Source organism: Sphingopyxis sp., assembly GCF_036402335.1.
Lineage (GTDB): Bacteria > Pseudomonadota > Alphaproteobacteria > Sphingomonadales > Sphingomonadaceae > Sphingopyxis.
This window is the reverse complement of sequence record NZ_DASWTD010000070.1, coordinates 1-3,715: the sequence shown is the minus strand read 5'-3', so window position 1 is coordinate 3,715 and position 3,715 is coordinate 1. Positions and strand designations below refer to the sequence as shown.

5 protein-coding genes and 1 tRNA gene are annotated in these 3,715 nt (G+C 63.8%); all 6 read left to right on the top strand.

Going from position 1 to position 3,715, the window contains the following annotated elements:
* Positions 1 to 176 precede the first annotated feature (176 nt).
* Positions 177 to 1,118 carry an endolytic transglycosylase MltG gene (mltG, locus tag VGD20_RS02155; RefSeq protein ID WP_331132876.1) on the top strand — a complete coding sequence of 314 codons (942 nt, stop codon included), beginning with the start codon at positions 177 to 179 and terminating at the stop codon, positions 1,116 to 1,118.
* A gap of 110 nt (positions 1,119 to 1,228) precedes the next feature.
* On the top strand, positions 1,229 to 1,981 hold the full coding sequence (locus tag VGD20_RS02150; protein WP_331132875.1) for an alpha/beta hydrolase: 753 nt from the start codon (positions 1,229 to 1,231) through the stop codon (positions 1,979 to 1,981).
* Positions 1,982 to 2,123: 142 nt separating this feature from the next.
* The gene (locus tag VGD20_RS02145) at positions 2,124 to 2,684 is read left to right on the top strand and encodes a peroxiredoxin (RefSeq protein WP_331132874.1); all 561 of its coding nucleotides are present in this window, start codon (positions 2,124 to 2,126) and stop codon (positions 2,682 to 2,684) included.
* Between the two features lie 74 nt (positions 2,685 to 2,758).
* Complete coding sequence (locus VGD20_RS02140) at positions 2,759 to 3,244, top strand: 2'-5' RNA ligase family protein (RefSeq protein WP_331132877.1); 486 nt, start codon at positions 2,759 to 2,761, stop codon at positions 3,242 to 3,244.
* A 61-nt stretch (positions 3,245 to 3,305) separates the two neighbouring features.
* Positions 3,306 to 3,382, top strand: a tRNA-Met gene (locus VGD20_RS02135).
* A 114-nt stretch (positions 3,383 to 3,496) separates the two neighbouring features.
* Positions 3,497 to 3,715 (top strand): Arm DNA-binding domain-containing protein (locus VGD20_RS02130; RefSeq protein ID WP_331132873.1); only part of this gene is annotated, 219 nt, incomplete at its 3' end.

Sequence of the window (3,715 nt, the reverse complement as noted above, 5' to 3'; positions counted from 1 at the left end):
GCTTCGCTTCGCTCGCAATGACGAACCAAAACCCCTTTCCTACATTGCTTTACCATGCTCTAGCAGCGGAGAATTCGCCGAGGTTTCGCCTAAAGCCACAAAGGACACAAAAGGACGCGGCATATGCGAGTCTTTTGTGGCTTTAAGCCGGACCATCCGACTGACGGGAGAAACTGGTGCATCCGTTCCGCTGGCTGACGATCGCGATCTTGGCCTTCCTGCTCGCCGCCTGTTCGGGCGGTGCGCCGAAGGATGCCGAAGTCGTGGTCCCACAGGGCGCGAGCATCGCAAAGGCGGGCGATATCCTCGAAGCGGCGGGGCTCGTCTCGGCGTCGAGCTTTCGCAACGAGGCGCGCTTCTTCGGCTCGGACGACCCGATCAAGCCCGGCGAGTACAAGATCGAAAAGGGGATGGATGCGGGCGACATCCTCCAGCTCTTCCAGTCGGGCAAGACGATCCAGCGCTTCGTCATGATCCCCGAGGGCATGCCCTCGATCATGGTGTGGGAGCGGCTGATGGCTGAAAGGCGGTTGAAGGGCGAAATCCCGGTTCCCGCTGAGGGCAGCATCCTTCCCGACAGCTACGCTTTCACCACGGGCGAAAGCCGCGCCGCCGTGGTCAAGCGGATGCAGGCGGCGATGGACAAGGCGTTTGGCGAACTGTGGGCGAAGCGCACGCCGCGCACCGCGGTCAAGGATCGCAACGAGGCGATGGCGCTTGCCTCGATCGTCGAGAAGGAAACCGGCGTGCCCGCCGAGCGTCGCACCGTCGCCGGCGTCTATACCAACCGCCTTGCGGTCGGCATGCGGCTCCAGGCCGACCCGACGATCATCTATCCGATCACCCGGGGCAAGCCGCTGGGCCGCCGCATCCTGCGCTCCGAGATCCAGGCGGTGAACGGCTATAACACCTACAGCATGATCGGCCTGCCGCAGGGGCCGATCGCCAACCCCGGCAAGGCGTCGATCGCGGCGGTGCTCGATCCCGAGGCGAACGACTATCTCTTCTTCGTTGCCAAGGGTGACGGCGGCCACATCTTCGCGCGCACGCTCGCCGAGCATAATGCGAATGTGCAGAAATGGTATCAACTGCGCCGCGAGCGCGGGGAGATGGAGTAGAGGCCGCATCCCCTGATCGTCGCCCCCGCGAAGGCGGGGGCCGCTGGAGAGGTAGTGTAAGGTCGACAACGGCCCCCGCCTTCGCGGGAGCGACGGATAGGGAGGGTAATATGACCACCGCGAAACTCTTCATCCACGGCGTCCCCGACAGCCCCCTCATCTGGCAGCCGTTGCTCGCCGAACTCGATCTTGGCGACACGCCGGTTGCGGTTCCCGCGCTCCCGGGTTTCACCGCATCGCTGCCCCGCGGTTTTCCCGCGACCAAGGAAGCTTATGCCGACTGGGCGGTCGGGCAGGCGGAAGCATTGCATGCGGCGCACGGCCCGATCGATATCGTCGGCCACGACTGGGGCGCGCTGATTGCGCAGCGCGTCGCGATGCTGCGCCCCGACCTCATCCGCAGCTGGGCGATCTCGAACGCGGTGATCGATCCCGATTATCGCGGTCACCGGCTCGCGCGCATCTGGAATACGCCCGTGCTCGGCGAGCTCTTCATGGCGCTCAGCAAGCCCGCCAAACTTGCCGAAGGCCTCGCGGCGCAAGGCATGCCCGCCGACATCGCGAACGAAGAGGCCGCGCAATGGGCACTGAAGGACAAGCGCCGCGCGATCCTCAAACTCTATCGCTCGGCAAAGGGGCTGAGTTTCGAGCATGACTGGGCGCGCGATATCCCCCGATTGCCCGCGAACGGCACGCTGATCTGGGGCGCGGGCGATCCCTATGTCGAACTGTCGGTCGCCGAGCGTTTCGCCGCCAACACGCGCACGCCGCTGACCGTGATCGAGGGGGCAGGGCATTGGGCCATCGCCGAGCGACCGGCCGAAGTCGCCGCGGCGCTGCAGCGATTCTGGGCCAGCCTATAGCGTTTTTGCGCCTTTCGGCATTCGAATTCCTGCAATCGGGGTTAATCGTAAAATCCGATCAACCTCTGCCAATTTATCGATTGGACCGCCGCAGCCTTTCATGCGCTTAGGCGCACGAAACCAACAAGAGAAAGGCTCTCCCATGATCAATCAGCCCGTTCCCGCCGTGACGCTCAAGACCCGCGTCCGCGACGAAGCCGTCGAAGGTCCGAACCCGTTCCGCTGGCAGGACGTCGACACCGCCGAACTGTTCGGCGAAGGCCGTCACGTGCTGTTCGGCCTTCCCGGCGCCTACACTCCGACCTGCTCGAACGAGCAGTGCCCGGGCTTCGAGCGCCTGCATGACGATTTCGCTGCCGCCGGCGTCGCCGATATCCACTGCATCAGCGTCAACGACGCCTTCGTGATGTTCAACTGGGGCAAGAGCCTCGGCGTCGAAAAGGTGAAGATGGTTCCCGACGGCTCGGCCGCGTTCACGCGCCGCATGGGCATGCTGATCAACAAGGACCACCTTGGCTTCGGCATGCGCAGCTGGCGCTACACGGCGATCGTCGACGACGGTGTCGTCGTCCAGATGTTCGTCGAACCCGGCATCAACGATGTCGGCACCGACAGCGACCCCTATATCGAATCGACCCCCGAAAAGGCACTCGAGTGGGTGAAGGCGAACCCGTATCAGGGCAAGCTGTCGCAGGCGGCCTGATCCCGATAGGCGGCCCGGACATCCCCCCTCCCGACCGGGCCGCCGGCGCCGTACCCATCATCGTGACCGCGACGATGGGTGCGGCGGACCAGCTTGCTTTCGACAATCTGCGCGCCGCGCATTATCCGCCCGGGCGTAACCGTCTCGCGGCGCACATCACGCTGTTCCACCAGTTGCCGCCGTCGTGTCTCGATGAACTCGACCGGCTGATTCGCCGCATCGTCGCCGACACGCCGGCGCCGCGGGCGCGCCTGCGTGAAATCTATTCGCTCGGCGGCGGTGTCGCCTTTCGCATCGACAGTCCTGACCTGTTGGCGATCCGCGAACGCATCGCCGATCATTTCACCGGAATGCTGACCTTGCAGGACCAGGGCGTGCCGCGGCTCCACATCACCGTCCAGAACAAGGTCGCGCCCAGCGAGGCGCGGGCGTTGCTCGCCGAACTCGCCGCCGGCTTCGAGCCGCGCGCGCTGGCGATCGCGGGTCTCGCCGCTCATCACTACCTCGGCGGGCCGTGGCAGCCTGCCTTCGCACGCAATTTTCGCGGAGTGCGCGCATGATATTGACCCGCGTCGATGCCCTGCCTATAGGCGCTGCTCGCCCATGGCGGCGACCCTTCGGGGCGGAGTAGCTCAGCCGGTTAGAGCAGCGGAATCATAATCCGCGTGTCGGGGGTTCGAGTCCCTCCTCCGCTACCAACGGCCAAATTTCCAACATCGTCCGACAGCGTCCATCGACGTCTTTCTTTGCAAAAAAATCCACGATTTCAGCCGTTTGATGGGGGTCGTCGCGATCCGACGTCGTGCGTCCGGATGTGTCGACGTCGATTTGATCTGGGGGTCTTTTTTGGCCACATCGGCAAAAGACCCCCAACGGAAAAGACCCCCATGGCTCTCAAGGACCTCGAAATCAAATATGCGGCGCGCCGCTCCAAGGAATATAAACTGTTCGACGGCGACGGGCTTTATGTCCTTGTGAAGCCGTCAGGATCGAAGCTTTGGCGCTATAAATATCGATTCGATGGCAAAGAA

Excerpts from the sequence above, each read along its gene's own strand:
- VGD20_RS02140 (WP_331132877.1), top strand. The coding sequence starts at position 2,759 with ATGGGTGCGGCGGACCAGCTTGCTTTCGACAATCTGCGCGCCGCGCAT.
- VGD20_RS02145 (WP_331132874.1), top strand. The coding sequence starts at position 2,124 with ATGATCAATCAGCCCGTTCCCGCCGTGACGCTCAAGACCCGCGTCCGC.
- VGD20_RS02150 (WP_331132875.1), top strand. The coding sequence starts at position 1,229 with ATGACCACCGCGAAACTCTTCATCCACGGCGTCCCCGACAGCCCCCTC.